The organism is Pseudomonas kilonensis (assembly GCF_001269885.1).
GTDB lineage: Bacteria > Pseudomonadota > Gammaproteobacteria > Pseudomonadales > Pseudomonadaceae > Aquipseudomonas > Aquipseudomonas kilonensis.
In genome coordinates, this window is the sequence record NZ_LHVH01000020.1 from 1 (window position 1) to 22,683 (window position 22,683).

24 protein-coding genes are annotated in these 22,683 nt (G+C 62.1%); 10 read left to right on the top strand and 14 right to left on the bottom strand.

Annotated features, from left to right (window positions below; translation table 11 throughout):
• Nucleotides 1-257 precede the first annotated feature (257 nt).
• Nucleotides 258-464, bottom strand: coding sequence for a tautomerase family protein (locus tag AD662_RS13630; protein WP_003202537.1), 207 nt, complete (start codon nucleotides 462-464; stop codon nucleotides 258-260).
• A gap of 128 nt (nucleotides 465-592) precedes the next feature.
• Between AD662_RS13630 and AD662_RS13635 the strand changes: the two genes are divergently transcribed.
• The gene (locus tag AD662_RS13635; protein ID WP_053188007.1) at nucleotides 593-1,516 is read left to right on the top strand and encodes a LysR family transcriptional regulator; all 924 of its coding nucleotides are present in this window, start codon (nucleotides 593-595) and stop codon (nucleotides 1,514-1,516) included.
• Nucleotides 1,517-1,731: 215 nt separating this feature from the next.
• On the opposite strand, the gene AD662_RS13640 is transcribed toward AD662_RS13635, so the two are convergent.
• Nucleotides 1,732-2,166, bottom strand: coding sequence for a nuclear transport factor 2 family protein (locus AD662_RS13640; protein WP_053188009.1), 435 nt, complete (start codon nucleotides 2,164-2,166; stop codon nucleotides 1,732-1,734).
• A 904-nt stretch (nucleotides 2,167-3,070) separates the two neighbouring features.
• Here AD662_RS13640 and AD662_RS13645 point away from each other — a divergent pair.
• Nucleotides 3,071-3,433, top strand: coding sequence for a DUF6124 family protein (locus tag AD662_RS13645; protein ID WP_053188012.1), 363 nt, complete (start codon nucleotides 3,071-3,073; stop codon nucleotides 3,431-3,433).
• Between the two features lie 94 nt (nucleotides 3,434-3,527).
• Here AD662_RS13645 and AD662_RS13650 read toward each other — a convergent pair whose 3' ends face one another.
• Complete coding sequence (locus AD662_RS13650; RefSeq protein ID WP_018609622.1) at nucleotides 3,528-4,424, bottom strand: LysR family transcriptional regulator; 897 nt, start codon at nucleotides 4,422-4,424, stop codon at nucleotides 3,528-3,530.
• Nucleotides 4,425-4,514: 90 nt separating this feature from the next.
• On the opposite strand from AD662_RS13650, the gene AD662_RS13655 reads away from it, so the two are divergent.
• The 3 genes from AD662_RS13655 (at nucleotide 4,515) to AD662_RS13670 (ending at nucleotide 8,817) form a co-directional block, all read left to right on the top strand.
• Nucleotides 4,515-5,930, top strand: a complete 1,416-nt coding sequence (locus AD662_RS13655; protein WP_053188015.1) for an MFS transporter — start codon at nucleotides 4,515-4,517, stop codon at nucleotides 5,928-5,930.
• Entirely contained in the window at nucleotides 5,927-7,201 is a 1,275-nt protein-coding gene (locus tag AD662_RS13660) for a glucarate dehydratase family protein (protein ID WP_053188017.1), read from the top strand. Before AD662_RS13655 ends, AD662_RS13660 begins: the two co-directional genes overlap by 4 nt.
• 431 nt (nucleotides 7,202-7,632) lie before the next feature.
• A complete protein-coding gene (locus AD662_RS13670; RefSeq protein ID WP_053188023.1) occupies nucleotides 7,633-8,817 on the top strand; it encodes a porin in 1,185 nt (394 codons plus the stop codon).
• A gap of 237 nt (nucleotides 8,818-9,054) precedes the next feature.
• Here the strand turns inward: AD662_RS13670 and AD662_RS13675 are convergent, their stop codons facing one another.
• From AD662_RS13675 to AD662_RS13725, 11 genes are all read right to left on the bottom strand, one after another.
• Nucleotides 9,055-10,551 (bottom strand): nitrite reductase, encoded by a 1,497-nt coding sequence (locus AD662_RS13675; protein WP_053188026.1) that lies wholly within the window; start codon nucleotides 10,549-10,551, stop codon nucleotides 9,055-9,057.
• Nucleotides 10,548-11,390: a uroporphyrinogen-III C-methyltransferase gene (cobA, locus tag AD662_RS13680; protein ID WP_053188029.1), complete on the bottom strand. Its 843-nt coding sequence runs from the start codon at nucleotides 11,388-11,390 to the stop codon at nucleotides 10,548-10,550. The genes AD662_RS13675 and cobA overlap by 4 nt, the downstream gene beginning before the upstream one ends.
• Before the next feature lie 40 nt (nucleotides 11,391-11,430).
• Nucleotides 11,431-12,609, bottom strand: a complete 1,179-nt coding sequence (gene nirJ, locus AD662_RS13685) for a heme d1 biosynthesis radical SAM protein NirJ (protein WP_053188033.1) — start codon at nucleotides 12,607-12,609, stop codon at nucleotides 11,431-11,433.
• A gap of 382 nt (nucleotides 12,610-12,991) precedes the next feature.
• Complete coding sequence (gene ahbB, locus AD662_RS13690) at nucleotides 12,992-13,561, bottom strand: siroheme decarboxylase subunit beta (protein ID WP_053188035.1); 570 nt, start codon at nucleotides 13,559-13,561, stop codon at nucleotides 12,992-12,994.
• On the bottom strand, nucleotides 13,536-13,979 hold the full coding sequence (locus AD662_RS13695) for an Lrp/AsnC family transcriptional regulator (RefSeq protein ID WP_018613495.1): 444 nt from the start codon (nucleotides 13,977-13,979) through the stop codon (nucleotides 13,536-13,538). The genes ahbB (AD662_RS13690) and AD662_RS13695 overlap by 26 nt, the downstream gene beginning before the upstream one ends.
• Nucleotides 13,972-14,484 carry a siroheme decarboxylase subunit beta gene (ahbB, locus tag AD662_RS13700; RefSeq protein ID WP_053188037.1) on the bottom strand — a complete coding sequence of 171 codons (513 nt, stop codon included), beginning with the start codon at nucleotides 14,482-14,484 and terminating at the stop codon, nucleotides 13,972-13,974. The genes AD662_RS13695 and ahbB (AD662_RS13700) overlap by 8 nt, the downstream gene beginning before the upstream one ends.
• Entirely contained in the window at nucleotides 14,481-14,939 is a 459-nt protein-coding gene (locus AD662_RS13705; RefSeq protein WP_018613493.1) for an Lrp/AsnC family transcriptional regulator, read from the bottom strand. Before AD662_RS13705 ends, ahbB (AD662_RS13700) begins: the two co-directional genes overlap by 4 nt.
• 2 nt (nucleotides 14,940-14,941) lie before the next feature.
• Nucleotides 14,942-16,120: a cytochrome D1 domain-containing protein gene (locus AD662_RS13710; protein WP_053188040.1), complete on the bottom strand. Its 1,179-nt coding sequence runs from the start codon at nucleotides 16,118-16,120 to the stop codon at nucleotides 14,942-14,944.
• Nucleotides 16,117-16,446: a c-type cytochrome gene (locus tag AD662_RS13715; RefSeq protein ID WP_024616180.1), complete on the bottom strand. Its 330-nt coding sequence runs from the start codon at nucleotides 16,444-16,446 to the stop codon at nucleotides 16,117-16,119. The genes AD662_RS13710 and AD662_RS13715 overlap by 4 nt, the downstream gene beginning before the upstream one ends.
• Before the next feature lie 185 nt (nucleotides 16,447-16,631).
• Entirely contained in the window at nucleotides 16,632-16,940 is a 309-nt protein-coding gene (locus tag AD662_RS13720; protein WP_024616179.1) for a c-type cytochrome, read from the bottom strand.
• Between the two features lie 24 nt (nucleotides 16,941-16,964).
• Nucleotides 16,965-18,644 carry a cytochrome D1 domain-containing protein gene (locus tag AD662_RS13725; RefSeq protein WP_053188043.1) on the bottom strand — a complete coding sequence of 560 codons (1,680 nt, stop codon included), beginning with the start codon at nucleotides 18,642-18,644 and terminating at the stop codon, nucleotides 16,965-16,967.
• Nucleotides 18,645-18,842: 198 nt separating this feature from the next.
• On the opposite strand from AD662_RS13725, the gene AD662_RS13730 reads away from it, so the two are divergent.
• The 5 genes from AD662_RS13730 (at nucleotide 18,843) to AD662_RS13750 (ending at nucleotide 22,572) form a co-directional block, all read left to right on the top strand.
• Nucleotides 18,843-19,646, top strand: a complete 804-nt coding sequence (locus AD662_RS13730) for a CbbQ/NirQ/NorQ/GpvN family protein (protein ID WP_018613485.1) — start codon at nucleotides 18,843-18,845, stop codon at nucleotides 19,644-19,646.
• On the top strand, nucleotides 19,630-20,214 hold the full coding sequence (locus AD662_RS13735) for a cytochrome c oxidase subunit 3 family protein (RefSeq protein WP_053188046.1): 585 nt from the start codon (nucleotides 19,630-19,632) through the stop codon (nucleotides 20,212-20,214). Before AD662_RS13730 ends, AD662_RS13735 begins: the two co-directional genes overlap by 17 nt.
• A 12-nt stretch (nucleotides 20,215-20,226) precedes the next feature.
• The gene (locus AD662_RS13740; RefSeq protein ID WP_053188049.1) at nucleotides 20,227-20,472 is read left to right on the top strand and encodes a cytochrome C oxidase subunit IV family protein; all 246 of its coding nucleotides are present in this window, start codon (nucleotides 20,227-20,229) and stop codon (nucleotides 20,470-20,472) included.
• A 228-nt stretch (nucleotides 20,473-20,700) separates the two neighbouring features.
• On the top strand, nucleotides 20,701-21,141 hold the full coding sequence (locus AD662_RS13745) for a c-type cytochrome (RefSeq protein WP_030137671.1): 441 nt from the start codon (nucleotides 20,701-20,703) through the stop codon (nucleotides 21,139-21,141).
• A gap of 3 nt (nucleotides 21,142-21,144) precedes the next feature.
• Nucleotides 21,145-22,572 (top strand): cbb3-type cytochrome c oxidase subunit I, encoded by a 1,428-nt coding sequence (locus AD662_RS13750; RefSeq protein WP_024616176.1) that lies wholly within the window; start codon nucleotides 21,145-21,147, stop codon nucleotides 22,570-22,572.
• Nucleotides 22,573-22,683 lie beyond the last annotated feature (111 nt).

Here is a 22,683-nt window from a genome sequence, read left to right on the forward strand (position 1 = left end):
GTGCCAGTCAAAACTCCATTGCTGACACACCGCCTTCGCGAGCAAGCCCGCTCCCACAATGTTCCCGGCTGATCGCAAAATCCACGTTCGCCAGTAATCCCCTGTGGGAGCGAGCCTGCTCGCGATGGCGTCAGGCCAATCGGGATTGATGTTGACTGACACACCGCTATCGCGAGCAGGCTCGCTCTCACAAGGTTGTCGGGTTGGCACGAAGAAAAAAGCCCGGTCAGTTGGACCGGGCTCGCAAGGGTGAAGCCTTATTCCTTGGGAAGACTTCGATACTGCGTCGTCGTCATCCCCGCGTACCCCCAATTATCCGTGTCGACCTCCTCGATCACGATGTGGGTCAAATGCGGGTCCTTGCCCAGTACGCGCTGGAGGGTTTCGGTGATTTCGGAAATCACCTGGGCTTTCTGTTCACGGGTGACGCCGTCTCGGGTAATTCGCACATTGACGAAAGGCATGTTGCACTCCAGCAGCTGAGAAAGTGCGCAGGAAGAATCCCACGCCGTTGAGAGGCCACTATATTTATACGCCGCAGACTGATAAACAGGCCTTTGGAAACTTCAGTTGATACGCGGTGTAATGAATCATGAAGCGTCATTTCGAAGACCTGCAGTTGGGCAGCATAGAATTGTTCTGCCTGGCGGCGGAGGCGGGCAGCTTCACGGCGGCGGCGCAGTTGGCGGGGGTTACCCCGGCGGCGGTGAGCCGCTCGATCTTTCGCCTGGAAGAGCGCCTGGGCTCACGGCTTTTCGTGCGCACCACCCGCAGTATTCGCCTGACCGAAGCCGGCAAGACCTATTTCGAGCAATGCCGCCAGGCGTTGACGCAACTGGTCGAGGCGCAACAGGAAATGATGGGCGCGCAATCGGTGCCGTCCGGGCAACTGCGCATCAGCCTGCCCACCACCTACGGTCATCACCGCATCCTGCCCTTGCTGCCGGCCTTTCGGGCGCTGTACCCGCAAGTGACGGTGGACCTGCACCTGAGCAATCGAAACATCGATTTCGTCGCCGAAGGTTATGACCTCGCCATCCGGGTGCGGGCCCAGCCGGACTCGTCGTTGATCGCCCGGCTGCTGGAAGACGGGAAACTGGTGGTGGTCGCGTCTCCTGACTATCTGCGCAAGGCCGGCACGCCGCAGGTGCTTGAAGACCTGGACGATCACGAGTGCATCCAGTTCGAATTGCCCAGTAACGGGCGACGGATTTCCTGGTTGTTCAATGTCGAGGGCAAGGAAAAGGAGGTGTTCGGCGAAGGGGGTTACTGTTGTTCGGACGATGTGCTCGGCGGTGTGACGCTGGCCAAGCATGGCGCGGGCTTGTTCCAGACTTACAAATTCATCGTCGAACAGGAGCTGGCTAACGGGCAACTGGTGGAGGTGCTTGCGCCTTTCGCGGGGCGGTCGCGGCCGTTCACCTTGCTGTATCCCCACGGCCGGTATGTGCCGCAGCGGGTGCGTGCTTTTGTGGATTTCCTGTTGCAATACCGCCAGCAGTGGGCCGCGGATTGAGGGGAAAAAACAACCGGTGAGGGGAGCAAACCGTCATGTGATTTTTAAGGCTGAAAATACATATCGATCGTTCCCACGCTCCTGCGTGGGAACGTCGCCAGGGACGCTCCGCGTTCCGTTTCTGGAAGGTGACGCAGAGCGTCACGGGATGCATTCCCACGCAGAGCGTGGGAACGATCAAAAACAGATATCTCGTGGACCCGGTCAACCCGCTATCAGAACCGAAACGCCTGACGACCGATCAGCAGCCATTTGCCATTCTTCTGTTTCTGCCAGATCTGGAAGTTCTCGATTTCCGTCGGCACCACTTCAGTGCCCTTGAGCGCCTGCGCCGAGAAGTGGTTGCGCACCAGCGCCACATCACCCGACAAGGTGATTTTCTGGTTCTGCATTTCCAGGGTCTTGAATGCGCTCTTGCCCGTTTCGATGTCGGCGATGAAGGCCTTCTTGTCCTGGATGTTGCCGCTGGAGTGACCATAGGTCAGGTTCTCGGCGGCCAGTGCCTGGAGCTGGGGAATGTCTTTGTGCAGCATGGCTTGTGTCAAATGATCGACCGCCTGGGCCACCTCCTGCTCGGCCGATGTAGCGGCTGCCGCTGCGTAGCCGCTGAACAGGCACAAGAAGCTGATGACCAATGTCGCTTTTTTCATGGGGATTTCCTTGTTGTTGTAGGTATCAGGAACGCGAGCGATGTGCGCTCGTCGGTCATCGTACAACTAGGGGTGAGATGTTGGCAAACCAGCCGGGTGCATGGCTCAAGAGCGCTGACAATGTGGCGAGGGAGCAAGCTCTCATGGAACAAATTGCAACCATGTGATTTTTAAGGCTGAAAATACATATCGATCGTTCCCACGCTCCTGCGTGGGAATGTCGCCAGGGACGCTCCGCGTTCCGCTTCTGGAAGGTGACGCAGAGCGTCACGGGATGCATTCCCACGCAGAGCGTGGGAACGATCAAAGTCCAATCGGTCTATGAGGAACCGCAGGTCAATATCGGGCAAGGTGCCATTTGATAACGCAACAAGTTGTAGCCGGTCAACTGTAGGAAAATTCCCCAAGGCATCCGCCAACGTATTATCTACGGCATGACCTCGTTTAATATCGATGAGGCCAAAGCGTCCCATAAGACACTGTATTTACACCCATACAGCCCCAAGAAATAACGAAGAAAAGTCGCCATGTTTAATTTAAGAAAACATATCCAGCGCGACACGTTTAAATACATTCCACATAACGCCCCAAAGGCTACGAGCCCTTGCGTCCTTACTTACGCATGCGTCAGAATCCGCTGGCTTGTGCGCTTTGCCCCTGGCTTCTATCGTTTACCTGCCACTGCCCATCAGTGGTCGGGTTTAGTAGCCCATCAGGTTTGGTAAGGTGCTTGAGCACCGTTCAGTCAGGTTATTTATATGCCTGCACTAAATGGTGGTTGTGCGCAGGGTGCCCTCGGGCGCGCCGGGTTTTGCCAATTCCTACCGGTCTACTAACCTGCGTACAGCCGCCACCCTTCTTTTAGTAGAGAACGGTTGCAGCTCCAATGTAGGAATTGTCAATTATGTTCAAAGTAACGCCCAACCCCCCGGATATCTATTCGGTACTCTACGGCGACTCTCTCGACCCTGAAAAGTTGAAAGAGGCGGCAGACCGCGCGCTCAAGCACTACCTGAACCCCGGGGCAACGAAAACGCAGATACCGCCCCGCAAGCCCAGCACGATCTTCACCATCGACGCAGCGGTGGATGACGAAACGTTACTCGTGGAGGCGTGCGAATCCTTGGCATCCGCCAGCGTGATGGTCAGCGACCTCACCGAGTTGACGGACGGCCCAAGGCGCCAAACGATGCTGGTGCTGCAACGGGTCATCATGTTGGGTGAGCTAGCGGTCAATCGAGTACTGGATAACTACAAGCCTGGGTAGTCGCCAGGTAGTGTTGTGGGGGGCGCCGCAAGCGCCCTCACAACCTAAGTCCACGACGCTCGGTGGAATGTTGGGTTCCCTTGTTGTTCCGCCTTCACAACCCTTCCCGAACCGCCCCCCGAATCCCCTCCAGCAACATGGTAAACGCCGGGTTGTCGTTGTCCTCGCGCCACACCAGGTGCAATTCGCTCTGCACCCCTTCGCCCAGGTCGATCTCGCGAAACACCACCTGCTTGAACACCACGCTGGTGGCGCAACGCGGTACCAGGGCCAGGCCCATGCCGGCGTTGACCAGTGCCAGGATCGTCAGCGACGACCCCAGCCACTGCACGAATTGCGGTGCGACCCGGGCCGAGCGGAGCATGCCGGTGAGCAGTTCGTTGAAGGGCGGGTAGGCGGCGTGGGAGTACATCAGGAACGGTTGTCCGTCCAGGTCCTGGACGCTGACGGTTTCAGCGCTGGCCAGCGGATGTCCGGCAGGCACCGCCAGCACGAAGGGTTCGCGCACCAGGCATTCGGTGGCGTAGCCGGTTTCCAGCAGTGGCGAGCGGACGATGCCCAGGTCGATGCGCCGAGCGCGCAGGGCTTCATGCTGCTGGTAGGTGTTCATCTCCGCCAGGACGATTTTGACCTGGGGCTGTTTCAGCCGGGCCTCGGCAATCACCTTGGGCAGAAACTCGTACACCGCACTGCCGACGAAGCTGATGGTGACCGAGCCGATGTCACCCTTGGCAAAACGCTTGGCGGCCTCGGCGGCTTGTTGCGCCTGTTCCAACAGGTTCTGGGCCTCGATGAAAAACGCCCGGCCGGCGGCGGTGAGCGCCACGCTGCGGGTGCTGCGAGTGAACAGCTCGACGCCCAGGTGGTGCTCCAGCAATTGGATCTGCCGGCTCAGCGGTGGCTGGGTCATGTTCAGGCGTTCGGCGGCGCGACGGAAGTTGAGTTCGGTCGCCACGGTGGTGAAGCAGCGCAGCTGGGCCAGTTCAAACATTGATTCAATCCAGGTATCAATCAAGTGCCAAGTTAGATTAGACGGGAACAATCCGTCGCGTCCATCATCGTCCCGTTCCCCACAAAAACAATGATCGGGAGGCACCCCTTGAATAACGTAACGGACTCCACCCATGACAGCACCCTGGCGCTCGCGGCGGCCAAGGTCAAACGTCATGTCCTGCCGCTGGTGGTGGTGATGTTCATCGTCAACTACATCGACCGGGTCAACATCGGCTTCGTGCGCAGCCACCTGGAAACCGACCTGGGCATCGGCGCGGCGGCCTACGGGCTCGGCGCCGGACTGTTCTTCATCGGCTACGCGCTGTTCGAAGTCCCGTCCAACATGCTCTTGCAACGCTACGGCGCGCGTGCCTGGTTGACGCGCATCATGTTCACCTGGGGCGCGGCCGCCATGGCCATGGCCTTTGTGCGCGGCGAGACCAGTTTTTATGTGCTGCGCTTCATCCTCGGCGCGGCGGAGGCGGGGTTCTTTCCCGGCATCATCTACTACTTCACCCAATGGCTACCCGCCAACGAGCGCGGCAAGGCGATGGCGATCTTCCTCAGCGGTTCGGCCATTGCCTCGGTGATTTCCGGCCCGGTGTCCGGCGCCTTGCTGCACATCAGCGGGTTGGGCCTGCATGGCTGGCAGTGGATGTTCCTGATCGAAGGTTTTGCCTCCATCGTGCTGTGCGGGTTTGTCTGGTTCTGGTTGCAGTCGCATCCGAGCCAGGCGAAATGGCTGACGGCTGAAGAGAAAAGCGTATTGATCGCCGCCATCGCTGAAGAGCAACGGGCCCGGGAAGCGGCCCAGGTGATCAAGCCGTCGATGTTCAAGTTGCTGGCCGACCGGCAGATCGCGCTGTTCTGTTTCATCTACTTTTCCATCGCCTTGACCATCTACGGTGCCACGTTCTGGCTACCGAGCATGATCAAGAAAATGGGCAACCTGGGGGACTTCCAGGTCGGTTTGCTCAACTCCATTCCATGGATCATTTCCATCATTGCGATGTACGGCTTTGCCGCCCTGGCCGGCAAATGGAAATTCCAGCAGGCCTGGGTCGCGGTGACGCTGGTGGTCGCTGCGTTCGGCATGTTCATGTCCACCACGGGCGGGCCGATCTTTGCCTTCGTGGCGATCTGTTTCGCGGCTATTGGTTTCAAGGCTGCCTCGGCGTTGTTCTGGCCGATTCCCCAGGGTTACCTGGATGCACGCATCGCGGCGGCGGTGATCGCCTTGATCAACTCCATCGGTAACCTCGGCGGTTTTGTCGCGCCGACGGCGTTCGGTTTCCTGGAGCAGACCACCGGCTCCATCGAAGGCGGCCTGTATGGGTTGGCCGCCACGTCGCTTGTCGCCGCCGTGGTGATCTTTTTCGCCCGCACCGCACCGAAGCGCGACACCCCGAACTCACGGTCCGGCCGCCCCGAAACCGTTGCCGGAGCCGATCAGTCGCAAACCTCTCAAGCTTTGAAACCTGGCCCATCGGGAGCCGCTGTATGAAGATCAAACGCGTCACCGTCACCCCCATCGCTTTTCGCGATCCACCTTTGCTCAACGCCAGCGGCATCCATGAGCCGTTCGCGTTGCGCTCGATCATCGAGATCGAGAGCGACAACGGTTACATCGGCCTCGGGGAGAGCTACGGCGATGCGCCGGCCCTGGCGATCCAGCAGCAGTTGCAGAGCCAGTTGATCGGCCTGGATCCGTTCAACCTCAACCAGTTGCGGGCCATCGTCCAGGCGACCGTCGCCGCGCAGAAACCGGTCAGCGTTGCCGGTGCCGAACTGGCGCCGGGTTCCCACGCGAGCAAGGCAGTGAGCAATGCCTATTCGGCGTTCGAAGTGGCATGCCTGGACTTGCAGGCCCACTCCCTGAACGTGCCGCTGGTGGACCTGCTGGGCGGCGCGATTCGCGACGAGATCCCGTTCAGTGCCTACTTGTTTTTCAAGTACGCCGAGCACATCGATTCGCCGTACCCGCCCGACAGTTGGGGCGAGGCGCTCAACGAACAGCAGATCGTCGCCCAGGCCCGGCGGATGATCCAGGACTATGGCTTCAAGAGCATCAAGCTCAAGGCCGGCGCCCTCGATCCGGAGCATGAAGTCGCGTGTATCAAGGCGCTGAAACAGGCCTTTCCCGGCTACCCGTTGCGCATCGACCCCAATGGCAACTGGTCCCTGGAAACCTCGATTCGCATGGCCGAGCTGCTGGGGGATGACCTGCAGTATTACGAAGACCCGACGCCGGGGCTGGAAGGCATGGCCGAGCTGCACAAACGCACGGGGCTGCCGCTGGCGACCAACATGGTAGTCACCGATTTCGATGAGTTTCGCCGCAGCGTGGCGCTGGACAGTGTGCAAATCGTGTTGGCCGACCACCATTACTGGGGCGGCCTGCGCGACACCCAGGCCTTGGCGAAAATGTGCAGCACCTTTGGCCTGGGCGTGTCGATGCATTCGAACTCGCACCTGGGCATCAGCCTCATGGCCATGGCCCACGTGGCGGCCGCGGTGCCGAACCTGGACTACGCCTGCGACACCCATTACCCCTGGCAGGAACCGGATGAAGAAGTGATCAAGGGCGGCAAGCTGCCGATTGTCGACGGCTGCGTGAAGATCACCCGGGCGCCTGGCCTTGGCCTGGAATTGGACCGGGATCAACTGGGCAAGCTGCATGAGCAGTTCCTCAGTTGCGGCATCCGCCAGCGCGACGATGTGCGGCAGATGCAGCGTTACCGGCCGGAGTGGAAGACCGTCAAGCCGCGGTTCTGAGCCGAAGGCGAGGGGCCTGCTGCGCAGGCCAGCGGGAGCAAGGTCTGTGGGAGCAAAGTCTGTGGGAGCAAGGCTTGCCCGCGATGAACGATAACGCGGTCCGGCGGTTCGACCGCGGCGCGGCTATCGCGGGCAAGCCTTGCTCCCACAGGTATCTCCACAGGTATCTCCACAGGTATCTCCACAGGTATCTCCACAGGTATCTCCACAGGTCTTGCTCTCACAGAAAAATCCCTCCCACATCCCTAGGCCGCCCTGCGACCCACACCCAAAGTACCGCACCCGCCAGCCTCGCCGTCTTACACCCAAACTGCCGCGCCGGGCCGGCGCTGCCAAAGCATCCGCCAATTGCCTCCAAGGCAGCGTATGACGCGCCCGGGCGCCTTTCGATAATCGCCTCCGACATCCCGTCCCCTGTTGCGGAGCGCGCCATGCACAACAATAAAAATACCCGCCAACGTTTTTTGCCTGCGGTCATCGTAGGTGTTTCGAGCCTGGGCCTGATGCCTTGGGCCAACGCCGAAATCATGCTGTACGACAAGGATCAGACCACCTTTTCCACCGACGGCTACATCAACGCCTTTTACGTCAACAGCGACGTCGACCGCGCGGGTGAGCAGTACGACCGTCGGCAGGCGCGGGTCAAGATGGGCTTCTTGCCCAACTACCTGGGCTTCAACATGGGCAAGCAGGTCGATGACCTCAAGCTCGGTGCCCGGGCTTCGTTCTGGGTGACCATCAACGACAGTGAAACCAATGGCACCGACACTGCCATCGACGTGCGCCAGTTCTACGGCACCGTGGCGAACCCGGAGTGGGGTGAGGTGCTGATCGGCAAGGACTTCGGCCTGTTTGCCCGCTCCAACATCCTGCTGGACGAACTGCTCGCCGGTTATGGCCAGGTCAGCGACACCCTGGGGCTGGTGGACGGCGGTGGCGTGTCGTTTGGCAACATCGGCAGCGGTTATCCGTACCCGTTCCCGACCTCGCAGATCACCTACCGCACGCCGGTGATGGAGGGGCTGCGGGTGGCGGTGGGGATCATGGACCCGGTGGACACCAACGACAACAGCGCCACCGGCAAGGCCTATCAGGAAAACCCGCGCACCGAGAGCGAGATCACCTACCAGTTCGACCTGGGCGGGGCGAAGATCTACAGCTGGCTCAACGGCAGCTACCAGACCTCGGACAACACCGACGCCAGCGTCGAATCGGTGACGTCCAAGGGCCTGGGGTATGGCGTGCAGGCGAAGATGGGCGGGTTGTCGCTGACCGGCTCGGGGTTCCAGGCCAAGGGCATCAACCCGTTCTTCACCAACAACGCCGGTGAAGCCACCCTGCGCAATGTCGACAGCAAGGGCTACCTGTTGCAGGGCTCCTACAAGCTGGGCAAAAACCGCCTGGCGCTGTCCTACGGCAAGACCGATGACGACGGCAACGGCGTGGTGGGCAGTGGCGCCGATTATGAAACCCGTGGCATCGCGCTGTTCCACGACATCAACGACAACCTCAAGCTCGTGGCCGAGTACAACCAGTTCGAAATCAACGGCCACGACACCAGCGCCCAGAACGAAGACACCGATACCTTTGCGGTGGGTGCGGTGCTCACCTGGTAAGAGTTGGATCCTTTGGGTCCGACGCCGTCTGTGGGAGCAAGGCCTGTGGGAGCAAGGCTTGCCCGCGATGAACGATAACGCGGTCCAGCAGTTCGACCGCGGCGCGGCTATCGCGGGCAAGCCTTGCTCCCACAGATAAATCCCCTCGCCACAATAGTCATTCCAACAGGACACCGTCTCAGTCTTTTGTGGCGGGGACGTTTGCTCCCGGGGGGCTGCGCATCAGCCCCCTTTTTTTCAGTGTGACGTCCCCTCGGCGAACTCGATCTTGTTGCCGACGTTGTATTTGCCCGAAGGCTTGTTCATGGGCAGGCGCTTGATTTCCTTGAGGGTGTTGCTGTCGTAGACGATCAGCGCGCCATCGGTGTCCCAAATGCTCAGCAGCAGGTAGCGGCCGTCGCGCGTGAACTCGACGTGGGCGGCGGTTTTGCCGGGCATGGGCCGCAGGGTATGGGCGATTTCCAGGGTCTGTTTGTCGATCAGGTGGATGGCATCGTTGTCCGGGCCGAAGAACACGTCGGTCCAGGCGTAGCGGGAGTTGACGTGGCTGCGCAGGAAGAAACCCGGCCCGAGCGTGGGGATCTGCTTGATGACTTTCCAGGTGTCGAAGTCGATCACCGAAATCAGCCCCTTGCTGATGTTGGGTGTGGCGAACACCCAGTGCCCATCGCGTTTCCAATAGGTCCCCGAGCCCAGGTGCGGCATGCCCGGCAGCGCGATGTCGGTGACGATCCGCCCCGTGTCGAGGTCGATCACCTGGCCGCCCTGGGCCTTGCGCGAGGTGGCGAGCAACTGCCGGTAATCGGGCGAGAAGGAAAAATCATCAAGGAAATCCCCGGCCTCGATCCGCCGGGGCACGAAGTCCGGGTTCGGGCCGGTGGACAGCTCCCAGAGCTCTTTCACATCCTTCAAGGCGACGATGAAGCTGTTGCGCGGCGGCGCGGTATAGACCGCACTGACCCTCGACGCCTGGCCATCCAGCCCCACCGTTGCAATGGTCTTGACCAGTGACAGGTCGCGGGCATCCAGCACCACCAGGTTGCCGGGCAAGGTGTTGCCCACCAGCACCCAGCGCCCATCCTTGCTCACCGCCAGGTTGCGGGTATTGAGCCCGGCCCGCACCTCGGCGATGAGCGTGAGGTTGTGCAGGTCATACAGGCTGATCCAGCCGTCCCGGGAGGCGAAATAGACGAAGCGTCCGTCCGGCGAAAACTTCGGCCCGCCATGCACCGCGAAATGTGAGGCGAAGCGCGCCAGGACCTCGAAGCGATCGCCGTCGACGATATCGATGTGATGATCGCCAGCTTCCACCACCACGAACAGGTTCAGCGGGTCGGCGTGGTGCTGGGGTTTATCCGGCAGGCTGGTGACATCCGCCAGCAGGCGATGGCTGCGGCGCGTGTCGTCCTCGCTCCAGGTCGGTTCGACCGCGGGTGGACGCTGGAGATAGTGGGTCAAGCCATCGATCTGCGCAGGCTCCAGCACCGCACCGAACGCCGCCATCTGGCTGGCCGGGCGGCCATTTTCGATCACCTGGCGGATTTCGTCGGGCTTGATCCGACTCAGGCTCTGGGGCAACAGCGCCGGCCCGGCGCCGCCGATGCGATTCACCCCGTGGCATTGCTGGCAGTGTTGCTGGTAGTTCTGTTCGGCCAACGCCAGGTCCGGTTCAGGTACCGTGGCGCCGTGGACAGCGCCGATCCACAGCAATGGGGCAAGCCAGCCGATTCTCATGAGGCGACCCTCGCGATACTTGGCTGGAGCGGTAGGGCCGGGTGCAGGCGGGCCGGATGCTCCAATACCTGATGGGCAAACAAGCCAACCACCTTGCCGATCACCGTCAAGGTCGGCAGGCCTTCGGCGCATGCCAGCGCCATCTGCGGCAATTGCTGGAGGGTGCCGCGCAGGACCTGCTGGTCGGGGCGCGTGCCGTTGCTGATCAGCGCCGCCGGCGTATCAGCCGCCAGGCCCGCCGCGATCAGTTGTGCGGCGATGGTGCCGAGGTTCGACAGACCCATGTAGAACACTAGGGTCTGGCTGTCATCCGCCAGGCTTTGCCAGGGCAGGTTCAAGTCGCCTTCGCGTTGCAAATGACCGGTGATGAAACGACAGGAATTGACCAGGTCGCGATGGGTCAGGGGAATGCCGGCATAGGTGCTGCAACCAGCTGCGGCGGTGATGCCGGGCACCACTTGGCAATCGATGCCGCGGGCCAGCAGATACTCCAGTTCCTCGGCGCCGCGACCGAAGATGAACGGATCACCGCCCTTGAGTCGCACCACCCGTTGTCCCTGGTCGGCCAGGTCGGCCAGCAGTTCGTTGATCTGTGGCTGGGGCAGGCTGTGGCAACCGGCGGCCTTGCCGACGTAATGCCGGGCGCAGGTCAGCGGGATCAGGCTGAGCAATTGCGCGCTGATCAAGCGGTCGTAGACCACCGCGTCGGCCTGCATCAACAGGCTCCAGGCGCGCAATGTCAGCAGGCCCGGGTCACCGGGGCCGGCGCCGACCAGGGCGACTTCACCCGGTCTGAAGGACGCTTGCAGGGCAGCGGGCAAAACGATGGAGGCAGGCATGGGACTTCCTTGGTTCGGTATCAGGTTCGCCGTCGGTTGATCAGGCGCAGGGCATCGCAACGCTGGGGATCGCGTGCAAGCCGATTTCTTCGTCGCTGAGGTGGCAGCCGGGGTCCTGGCCCCACAGGTCGCCGTCGGCCCAGGCCCGGGTGCGGGTATTGCCGTTGCAGATTGCCAGCCAGCGGCATTGCCCGCAGCGACCGCCCACGGCCCGTGGGTGTTCGCGCAGCTTCAGCAGCAGGGCATCGGGGCGCTCGAGCCAGAGTGTCTTGAACGGTGTCTGGCGGACATTGCCCACCGAGTGCTGCCACCAGTACGTGTCGGGGTGGACCTCGCCGGTATTGTCGATGTTGGCGATGCCGCTGCCCGAGGCATTGCCGCCCCAGGCCCGCAGCATCTGCTCCAGTGCGGCGTAGTGTTGGGGCAGGCGCCGGGATACCCATTGCAGCAACAGGATCGCGTCGGCGTCGTTGTTGCCGCTGACGAAGTCACTGTCGCGGCCTTGTTCGATGTCGTGCCAGGCCCGCTCGAAGATCAAGGTCATGGCCTCGCGGCTCATCTGCTGATGGGCATCGAGCTTGCGACTGCGCTTGCCCCGGCCGCTGTAGTTGAGGTGCGACAGGTAGAATTTCTGTACGTCGTACTCATTCATCAAGTCCAGCAAGCGCGGCAACTGGGCATGGTTTTGCTGGGTGAGGGTGGTGCGCAACCCGACCCGGATGCCTTGTTCACGGCAGAGCCGGATGGCGGCCATGGAGCTGGCGAAACTGCCCTTGAGCTGACGGAATTCATCGTGGGTCGCTTCCAGGCCGTCGATGCTGATGCCCACGTAATCGAAGTTCGCCGCCGCAATCTGTTCGATATTGGACGTGTCGATCAGCGTGCCGTTGGTGGACAAGGCGAGGAAAAAACCTTTGTCGCGGGCATAGGCGCTGAGTTGGAACAGATCCTCGCGCAACAGCGGTTCGCCGCCGGACAGGATCAACACGCGCACGCCGGCATCGTGCAGGTCGTCGATGACCTGGAGCGCCGCCGCGGTGTCCAGTTCATCGCGAAACACGCTGTCGGCCGACGTTGCATAGCAGTGCTTGCAGGTCAGGTTGCAGCGCCTGAGCAGGTTCCAGATCACCACCGGCGGGCGGCAGCTGCCCGGTGGCGCGACGCGTGGGGCAGGGCAATGCCCGTCCAGGGCTCGCAGGTAATGGCTGATCCTCAACATGAGTCGCTCTCCTTTGATGTGGGAAAGGCTTGGTGGGAGCAAGGCTTGCCCGCGATGAAGCCGATGCGGTCCTTCTGGAACCGAGGTGCTTGCTTCGCGAGCAAGCTTTGCTCCCACAGGCGCCAGGCGCAGGCCGGTCTCAACATAAGGTGCTCCTTTGATGTGGGAGCAAGGCTTGGTGGGAGCAAGGCTTGCCCGCGATGAAACCGATGCGGTCCTTCATAAAACCGACGCCCCTGTTTCGCGAGCAAGCTTTGCTCCCACAGGTGTCAGACGCAGGCCGGTTTTTTTCAGGATGCGGCTGATCCTCAACATAAGTCGCTCCGTGGGAGCAAGGCTTGGTGGGAGCAAGGCTTGCCCGCGATGAAACCGATGCGGTCCTTCATAAAACCGACGCCCCTGTTTCGCGAGCAAGCTTTGCTCCCACAGGCGTCAGGCGCAGGCCGGTTTTTTTCAGGATGCGGCTGCTCACCAGCATGTCGTCGGCGGCGCAGGCGTCCCCCAGCAGGTAGCGCAGGTGTTCGCGGTAGCTGTCGATTTCTTCGCGGCTGCGGCCATGGACCATGGCGAACAGGTTGTAGCGCCAGCCGGGCCGGCGCGGGCGCCGGTAGCAGTGGCTGACGAAGGGCTGCGCCCCCAGCAGGGCGCCGAGACGCGAAATGTCGGCATCCGCCACGTCCCAGACCGTCATGCCGTTGTGGCGATAGCCCAGGCGATAGTGATTGGGCACGGCGGCAATGCGGCGGATCGCACCCTCGGCCTGCAGGCGCTTGAGCAGGTCGAGGGTGGATTCCACGCTCAGTTCCAGTTGTTCGGCCAGCCAGGCCCAGGGGTCTTCGAGCAAGGGCAGGCCGGCCTGGGTCAGTTCCACCAGGCGCAGCGCCAAGGGTGTTTCATCCAGCCGTGGCGGCGCTTGCCACAAAGACTCAGACAGGGAAATACAGGCCGACATGGTAGGTCTCCTCTTTGGGCAGGTTCAGCGGCACCAGGCCGGTCAGGTGTTCGATGTGCAGCAGGGTGTCGTTGATCGCCTGTTCGCTGGGGCAGGCGAGCACGAACCACATGTTCCAGGTGTGCTCGCGGCGGTAGTTGTGGGCGACTTCGGGCATGTCCGCGAGCAGCTCGGCGATGGCCTCGAAGCGCGGCTCGGGCACTGCCAGCGCCGCCAGGGTGAACGCACCGCCCAGGCGATCGATGTCGAACATCGGACCGAAGCGGGTGAGGACCCCGTCGTTGAGCAACTCATGCAGGCGGTCGAGCAATTCGGTGCTGCTGCTGTCCAGTTCCTGGGCCAGGGCCTGCCAGGGATGACGCACCAGCGGCAGGCCTAGTTGCAGGCGATTGATCAGGCGACGGTCCAGGTCATCCATCGATACGGGCTCCGGCGGGGGCGGCGAAACGTCCGCCGCATTGCTTGAACAGGTGCGTGCTGAACAGCAACTGGTGGGGCAGGTCGTCCAGCTGGTGTTCTTCCAGCAACGCCTGGACCTGGGTCTCGACACGGTCACGCTGGCGACCGTGGATCATGCAGAACAGGTTGTATTGCCACTGGGGCAGGCGCCTGGGGCGTTGGTAGCAAAGGCTGATGCCCGGTGTTTGTCCGAGGCGTCGGCCGACTTCATCGACCAAGGCGTCCGGCACGTCCAGCACCAGCATGGCGTTGGCGGCAAACCCCAAGGCGCGATGGTTGACCACCAGGCCGACACGGCGGAACAGCCCCTGTTCATGCCAATGCTGCACCTGCTCGAGCACCTGCGGCTCACTGGCCTCGATCTGCTCGGCCAGGGCCTGGAAGGGACGCGATGTCAGGGGCAGGCCGGTTTCCAGCAAACGGCGCAGTGCCAGTGACTGTTGTTCGCTCAGGGCGTTTTTCATGGGGTGGCCTCCAGGGCAAAGCCCAGGTCGATGCGGTAGGCGGTCAGCATGGGCAGGTCCAGTGGCGTGAGACCGGTGTCGTTCTCCAGTTCCTGGAGGATGTTTTCCAGGTGGGCACGGTTGGGGCCGGTCAGCACGAACCACAGGTTGTAGCGATGTTCGCGGGCATAGTTGTGATTGACTTCCGGGTATTGGCTGATGCGTGCGGCCACCTGGTGCAAGCGGTCTTCGGGCACGGCCAGGGCGGCCAGGGTGCTGGCCCCGGCCCGGGTGTGTTCGAACACCGGGCCGACCCGCGATAAGGTCCCGGCCACTTGCAGATGTTGCAGGCAGTCGATGACCTGGGCTTCGCTGCAGCCCAAGGTCTCGGCCATGGCCCGATAGGGCTCGGCGCACAACGGCAGGCCATGCTGGAATTGATCGATCAGGCGCCGGGCCAGTGAGCTGGAAGTCATGGTCAGAACCCCGACTTGTGCGCGCGACTGCTGAAGAAAATGCCGCTCGGGCTCAGGGCCGGCAGGCTGCCCAGGCGTTCGAGGCGATAAGGATCCCAGACCTGCACCTGACCACCATCCCGGGCGGACAGCCACAACTGGTCACCCCGCGCGGTGAACTCCATGTGCAGCACCGCCGGGCCTGGCCGCAGGTCGGCGACGATGGCGTGGGTCTGGGTGTCGATGACCTGGACGCGGTCGTTGTCCGGGTAGGCAAAGTTGACCCACAGCTGCCGACCGTCCGGACGCGCCGTGACGAACACTGGTTGACCGGCCACGGCGATGGCGTCGGTCTGTTGCCAATCCTGGGCGTTCATCACCAATACCTGGTGATGCCCGACGGCAGGCACGAAGGCTTGCTGGTCGGCCAGGGCCCAGCCCTCCAGATGCGGCATCTTGTACACCGGGAGCCGCGCCTGGCCGCGGCCGTAATGGCCCAGTACCCGTTTCACCCCGCGCTCCGGGTGCCAGAGATCGAGTTGGGCCATGCCGTCTTCACCGAACAGCCCGGCCATGTAATAACGCCCGTCCGGGGTGATCAGGGCATCGTAGGGTTGCTGGCCGATGGCGGTGAAACGTTCGATGCGCGGGCTGAGGCCTTGGCTGAAGTCGGCGGTCCAGATCTCGCCAGTGTCGAACAGGCTGAACACGAAGCGTTGTCCCGGCGCATCCACCAAACCGACCACCCGTGAGCGCTTTTGTCCGCCGGGCAACGGCGTGGCCGGGATGTCGGCGACCTGTTCCAGGGTCTGGGCGTCGAACACCTTGACGCCGCCGGGCTCGTAGTTGGAAACGGCGATCAGCTTGCCATCCTGGCTGATTGCACCGCCGATGCTGTTGCCGCCCTGAATGATCCGGCGTTCGATGTGCGCGCGCAGCAGGTCGACTTTGCTCAGGCCCCCATCGCGACCGAACACGTAGGCGTAGCGCTGGTCGCGGGAGAACACCACCGAGGCGTGGGACAAGTCGCCCAGGCCTTCGACGCGGCCCAGGGCGGTGCGGGTGTCGCTTTCAATGATTTGCAGGCTGCCGGTGGCGCGCTCCACCACCACGCCCAAATCGCCGGTGCCGCGCAACGGTGTCTGGGCGCAACCGCAGAGCAGCAGGGCGATGGCGGTGGAGGAGAGGAAAGAACGGATCATGAGGCGGGTTTTCCTTGAAGGAGCCGGTCCACCAGCCAGCGAATGTCGTCGGGCGCAAGCAACGGTGCCCAACCGGGCATGGCGCTGCCGGGCCGTCCGAGGGTGACGGTGGCGATGAGGCTGTCGCGGGATTTTCCGGCCAGGGCTTCGTGGGTCAGGGGCGGGCCGAGGCCGCCGGTCATGTACAGGCCGTGGCAGGCGCCACAGTCCTGGTCCAGCAGGTGTTGCAATTGGGCCTGGCGCTGGCTGTCGGGAGCGGCCAGCACGCAGGAAGAGAAAACAAAGAGGAGGGTGGTTATCAAGGTTGCAGAGCTGTGTCGTTCCATGACGTCCTCCTGATCAAGAAATAAAGTTGGGTGCGGCCCCTGTGGTGAGGGGATTTATGTGGGAGCAAAGCTTGCTCGCGAAACAGCCGCCTTGATTTCTGAAAGACCGCATCGCCCCCATCGCGGGCAAGCCTTGCTCCCACATCAATCCCATGCCACATGAATTTCCTCGCTACAGGGATGTGTTATTTAAGGGTCAAGACCCACGCCGCCAGGATCTTGGCTTCCTCTTCCGTCACGGGGTTGGCCGGCATCGGCATCGGTCCCCAGTTGCCTTGCGTACCTTCCTTGATGTGCTTGGCGAGTAAATCCTGTGCTCCGGCGACGCCGGCGTTTTTTGCTGCGACTTCCTTGAGTGCCGGGCCAACCACTTTGGTATCGATGGCGTGGCAGGCCGCGCAGGGCTTGCTCTTGAACAGCGTCGGGCCGTCTTGGGCCAACGCCGGCAGGCTGTAGGCGGCAGTCAAGGCCAAGGCAATCAGAATAGGCTTCATGGTTTTTCCTCTTATTGATGGGGCTCAATAGATGTCGTGTTGGGTGTTGTAGACGTTGAATTTTCCGGTTGGGGTGATCAGGCGTTTGTCCTTGATCACGTTCTTGACCTTGAGGGTCTTGTCGTCGATCACCACCAGCGCCGACTCGTCTTCCTGGCCACTCCAGACCGAGAACCAGACCTCGTCGCCGGCCTTGTTGTATTCCGGTTGCACCACACGCAGCGCGCCTTTCTTGATACCGGCGTACTCGGCAATCGGCAGCACGGTGTAGCCGGCGTCGAGCTTGTCGATGTTGAACACCGCCACCGACTGGCTGAGCTTGGCGTCCGGGCTGAGGGTGGTGTCGACATACAGGTGGCGAGACTGGGGATGAGTCTTGATGAACAGCGAGCCGCCACCTTGGCCCTGGAGCGAGCCGACCTGTTTCCAGGCGTATTGGGGGTGCTTGACCGGGTCGGTGCCGATCAGCGAAACCCCGGCATCGCCCAAGTGGCTGGTGGCCCAGACCGGTCCGTAGAGGGGGTGGTTGAAGTTGGCGCCGCGTCCAGGGTGCGGGGTCTTGCCAACGTCCACCAGGGCGGTGAGCTTGCGTTCCTTGGAGTCGATCACCGCGACCTTGTTGGAGTTGTTGGCGGCCGTCATGAAGTACCGATGGCTGCTGTCCCAACCGCCGTCATGCAGGAACGGCGCGGCGTCGATGCTGGTGATGGTGAGGTTCTTGATGTCCTGGTAGTTGACCAGCATCACCTTGCCGGTTTCCTTGACGTTGACGATGAACTCCGGCCATTCGTGGGACGCGATGATGGCCGCGACCCGAGGCTCGGGATGGTATTGCTGGGTGTCGACGGTCATGCCGCGGGTCGAGACGATCTGCTTGGGCTCCAGGGTCTCGCCGTCCATGATGGTGAACTGCGGCGGCCAGTAGGAACCGGCGATGGTGTATTTGTCCTCGTAGCCCTTGAACTTGGAGGTTTCCACCGAGCGGGCCTCGATGCCTACCTTGATTTCCGCGACCTTGGTCGGCTCTTTCGGCCACAGGTCGATCATGTCGATCTTGGCGTCCCGGCCGATTACCAGCAGGTAGCGACCCGAGGCCGAGATGCGCGAGATGTGCACCGCATAACCGGTGTCGATCAGCTTGACGATCTTCTTGCTGTCGCCGTCGATCAGGGCAATCTTGCCGTCGTCGCGCAGGGTCACCGAGAACAGGTTTTGCAGGTTGAGGGTGCTGAGTTGCCTGGTCGGCCGGTCTTCGGGTTTGACCAGCACTTTCCAGGTCTTGCGGGTTTCGGCCATGCCCCATTCCGGTGGGGTCGGTGGGGTGTGCTGGATGAACTTGGCCATCACCGTGATCTGGTCTTTGGTCAGTGCATTGGAGGTGCCCCAGTTCGGCATGCCGGCGGCCGAGCCGTAGGTGATCAGCGCCTCCAGGTAGGCCTGGCCGCGCGATTGGGTGATGTCGGGTGTCAGCGGCTTGCCGGTGGCGCCTTTGCGAAGCACACCGTGGCAGCCGGCGCAGCGCTGGAAGTAGATTTCCTTGGCCGAGTCGAAGTCGGCCTGGCTCAGGTCGGGCGCGCCTTCGGTCTTGACCACGCGGGGTTGTTCCGGCGCAGCGTTTTGGTCGGCGAAGGCGTGGGGGGCGGCCAGCGCTGTACACAGCGCCGTGACCCGCAGGGCCCACGATTTTTTGTGGCTGATCAGCATTCCATTTCTCCTCAGGCGTGACCCGCGCTGCGCTGTAATTGACGTTCGGCGCGCAGGTTCTTGGTGCGTTGCAAGGCTATGCCCGAGGCGGTGGTTAGCCGCTTGACGGCGATCAAGTTTGCCGGCCGCAGCCCTTGCCAGGTTGTCGCAGGGCACCGTAGCGTGGCCTGCAATCGTGTTGTCTGATCAGGCCTTGCCATGAACGCTATCCACACTTTGCAGCACCCCGACGAACCCTTTTATCAACCCCAGGACAACGAGCAGGCGCTGTTCGAACAGGCCTGGCATCACGGCATGCCGGTGCTGATCAAAGGCCCGACCGGCTGCGGCAAGACCCGCTTCGTCCAGCACATGGCTCACCGCCTGAAACTGCCGCTGTACACCGTGGCCTGCCACGATGACTTGAGCGCGGCCGACCTGGTGGGCCGTCACCTGATCGGCGCCCAGGGCACCTGGTGGCAGGACGGGCCCTTGACCCGGGCGGTGCGCGAGGGCGGCATCTGTTATCTGGATGAGGTGGTCGAAGCGCGCCAGGACACGGCCGTGGTGTTGCACCCGCTGGCCGATGATCGTCGGCAGTTGTACCTGGAACGCACTGGCGAAGTACTGCAGGCGCCGCCGTCCTTCATGCTGGTGGTGTCGTACAACCCCGGTTACCAGAACCTGCTCAAGGGCATGAAGCCCAGCACGCGCCAGCGTTTCGTGGCGATGCGCTTTGGCTATCCGGCGGTGGCCGATGAAGAGCGCATCGTCGCCCGCGAGGCGGGGGTGGATCTGGCCCTGGCGGCCCAGGTGGTGCGATTGGGGCAGGCGCTGCGCCGGCTCGACCAGCACGACCTGGAGGAGGTCGCCTCGACGCGCCTGCTGATTTTCGCCGCGCGCATGATTGGCTCCGGCATGGACCCGCGCCAAGCCTGCCTGGCATGCCTGGCCGAGCCGTTGAGCGACGACCCGCAAACCGTTGCCGCGTTGATGGATGTGGTCGATGTCCACTTTGGCTGAAACCGTTGCCGTGCCCCGACGCTTGCCCGGGGACCTGGCGATGTGGTTTTTCATCCTCGCCGAGCTGTCGGTGTTCGCGCTGTTGATCCTGGCGTTCACCGTTGCCCAGGCGTTGCATCCGCAGACTTTCAGCGAAGGCCGGCAATTGCTGGACCGCTCCACGGGCCTGGCGATGACCCTCAGCCTGCTGACCGCTGGCCTGTTCGCCGCCCTGGCCCAGGAGCAAGTCAGGCAGGACCGACCGCGTCGAGCCGCACTGTTGTTGTGGGTGGCCTTGTTGCTCGCCTGCGGCTATGTGGGGATCAAGCTCACGGAATACGCCCATCTGTTGGCGAACGGCCTGGGGATGGAGCACAACACGTTCTTCACCTTGTACTGGATCCTCACCGCGTTTCATTTTCTCCATGTGTTGCTGGGCATGGTGATCCTCGCCTGGCTGGCCGAAGGGTGTCGGCGACGTCGTTATGGGGCGCAGCGTAACAGTGGGCTGGAATCCGGCGTGCTGTATTGGCACATGGTCGATCTGGTCTGGGTGTTGCTGTTCCCGGTCGTCTACATCCTTGATTGAGCGGAGGTGCTCATGTCGGCTTCCCGTGTCTTGATTGCATGCTGGATGACGCTGGCGGTGCTGAGCACCGGCACCGTTGCCCTGGGCCAGATCGCGGCTACCGGGCTGGTGTCCATCGCCATCCTGGTGGTCGCGGTGACCAAGGCCTGGCTGATCGCCGACGGCTTCATGGAACTGCGCCACGCGCCGCGATTGTGGCGGTGGTTGGTGTTGAGCTGGGCGGCGCTGCTCGCGATTGCGATCTCGTTCGCGATCTGATCGTTCCCACGCTCTGCGTGGGAATGCATCCCGTGACGCTCTGCGTCACCTTCCTGAAGCGGAACGCGGAGCGTCCCTGGCGGCGTTCCCACGCGGGAGCGTGGGAACGATCGAAGCTCATCTGCCCGGAACAACCCACCAAAACCATCGGAGATTCTTGATCGCCATCAAGCGGTTTCCGACCCCTTGCTTCCTAGAATGAACACGCCAAGCAATGAGGAAGTGACCATGTCAGATACCTTCACCAAAGGCATGGCCAGGAATATTTATTTCGGGGGAAGCATCTTCTTTTTCCTGATATTCCTGGCCCTGACCTACCACACGGAACAGACCTTTCCAGAACGCAGCAACCAGGCGCAATTGACGGAATCGGTGATACGCGGCAAGGGCGTCTGGGAGCGCAACAACTGCATCGGCTGCCATACCCTGCTGGGCGAGGGCGCGTATTTTGCGCCGGAGCTGGGCAACGTGGTCAACCGTCGCGGCGGCGAGGAAGCCTTCAAGCCGTTCCTGCAGGCCTGGATGAAAATGCAGCCGCTGAACGTTCCGGGTCGTCGGGCCATGCCGCAGTTCAACCTGAGCGAGCAGGAAGTCGACGACATCGCCGAATTCCTCAAATGGAGCTCGAAAATCAATACCAATGGCTGGCCGCCAAACAAGGAGGGCTGAGAGATGAGCATGGCTAATCCGCATCTGAAATTCGCCTCGCAGGCCGTCGCCAAACCCTACTTCGTGTTCGCCCTGATGCTGTTCCTGGGGCAGGTGTTGTTCGGTTTGATCATGGGCCTGCAATACGTGGTCGGCGACTTCCTGTTCCCGCTGATCCCCTTCAACGTGGCCCGCATGGTCCACACCAACCTGCTGATCGTCTGGCTGCTGTTCGGTTTCATGGGCGCGGCGTATTACCTGATACCGGAGGAGGCGGATCGCGAACTGCACAGCCCGAAACTGGCGCTGTTGCTGTTCTGGGTGTTCGCCGCCGCGGGTGTGGCGACGATCCTGGGCTACCTCTCGGTGCCTTATGCGACGCTGGCGAAGTTCACCGGCAACGACTTGCTACCGACCATGGGCCGCGAGTTCCTGGAGCAGCCGACCATCACCAAGATGGGTATCGTGGTGGTATGCCTGGGGTTCCTCTATAACATCGGCATGACCCTGCTCAAAGGTCGCAAGACCACGGTCAGCATGGTGATGATGACCGGCCTGATCGGCCTGGCAGTGTTCTTCCTGTTCTCCTTCTACAACCCGGAAAACCTCGCTCGCGACAAGTACTACTGGTGGTGGGTGGTGCATCTTTGGGTGGAAGGCGTCTGGGAACTGATCATGGGTTCGATGCTCGCTTTCGTCCTGATCAAGATCACCGGCGTGGACCGCGAAGTGGTGGAAAAATGGCTCTACGTGATTATCGCCATGGCGTTGATCACCGGGATCATCGGCACTGGCCACCACTTCTTCTGGATTGGCGCGCCTGAGGTCTGGTTGTGGGTAGGCTCGATCTTCTCGGCTCTGGAACCGCTGCCGTTCCTGGCGATGGTGGTCTTCGCCTTCAGCATGGTGAAGAACCGTCGTCGGCACCACCCGAACCGCGCCGCTACCTTGTGGGCCAAGGGCACCACGGTCACCGCGTTCTTCGGCGCGGGCGTCTGGGGTTTCCTGCACACCCTGGCACCGGTCAACTACTACACCCACGGTTCGCAACTGACCGCGGCCCATGGTCACCTGGCCTTCTACGGTGCCTACGCAATGATCGTGATGACGCTGATCAGCTACGCCATGCCACGCTTGCGGGGCTTGGGTGAAGCGGCGGACGAGCGTTCGCAGCGCCTGGAGATCTGGGGCTTCTGGTTGATGACCTTGTCGATGGTGATGATCACCTTGTTCCTCACCGCGGCCGGTGTCGTCCAGGTCTGGTTGCAGCGCTGGATGACGGATGGCAGTGCCTTGCCATTCATGGCCACGATGGATCACTTGAAGCCGCTGTTCTGGGCGCGGCTGGTCAGCGGCGTCGGGTTCCTGGCCGGGTTGCTCTGCTACCTGTTCAGCTTCCGTCAACGTGGCCGTGCGGCCCTGCGCGCACCGGCGGCGGTGGTGCCTTCGTAAATCACCACAACTACTGAGCCGGACTCATTTGGGGTGAGAGGATTCATGTGGGAGCAAGGCTTGCCCGCGATGGGGGCGATGCGGTCTTCCAGAGATCAAGGCGCCTGTTTC